This window comes from Rhodoplanes sp. SY1, assembly GCF_046000175.1.
Classification (GTDB): Bacteria; Pseudomonadota; Alphaproteobacteria; order Rhizobiales; family Xanthobacteraceae; genus Rhodoplanes.
In genome coordinates this window covers 1-537 of the sequence record NZ_JBEOMB010000323.1, presented here as the reverse complement: position 1 = coordinate 537, position 537 = coordinate 1, and the positions used below count along the sequence as shown (strand labels likewise).

At 72.1% G+C, this 537-nt stretch carries 1 protein-coding gene; it reads left to right on the top strand.

The genetic code is table 11. From position 1 onward, the window contains the following. Positions 1-412: hypothetical protein (locus ABTU92_RS29405; RefSeq protein WP_408095089.1), on the top strand; the 412-nt coding region annotated here is incomplete at its 5' end. Between the last annotated feature and the right edge of the window lie 125 nt (positions 413-537).

The window sequence follows — 537 nt, the reverse complement described above, 5'->3', positions numbered from 1 at the left end:
GGTGGAGACCGGCGAGTCGCCGCGCTCGCCCACCATCTACGAATGCACGCGCTATATCGTGCTGCCGCCCACGAAGAGCCGCGAGGCGAACCGGGCCGCGAAGGCGCGCATCATCGTCGCCATGCTGGACTGGAGCCTCGCCCGCGGCCTCACCTTCCTGCAGACCGTGATCGATTCCGGCGCGCTGCCGACCTACCTCGAGCTCACGCCGCAGACGATCCCGCTCGGCCTGTCGCATCCGTACGGCGGCGGCCGCAAAACGCCCGGCGGCGGCGAGTGCATGGCGATCCGCTGGCCGGTCACCCCGGCGGTGCTCGCCGACGTGCGCGCCTATGGCGACACGGTCGAACCCGCTCCGGCTCCGGCCGCCGCGGCCGACGACGACGCCCCGAAGGTCGCCCTCTCCCATTGACCGAACCCGTCCCGTGGAGCCCGTCATGAGCAAGCTCGCCCGCCCGATCACCCCCGACGAGATCGCGGCCTACAGGGTCGCCGGCGTCGTCCTGTTGCGCGGCATTCTCGACCTCGCCGCCGTGA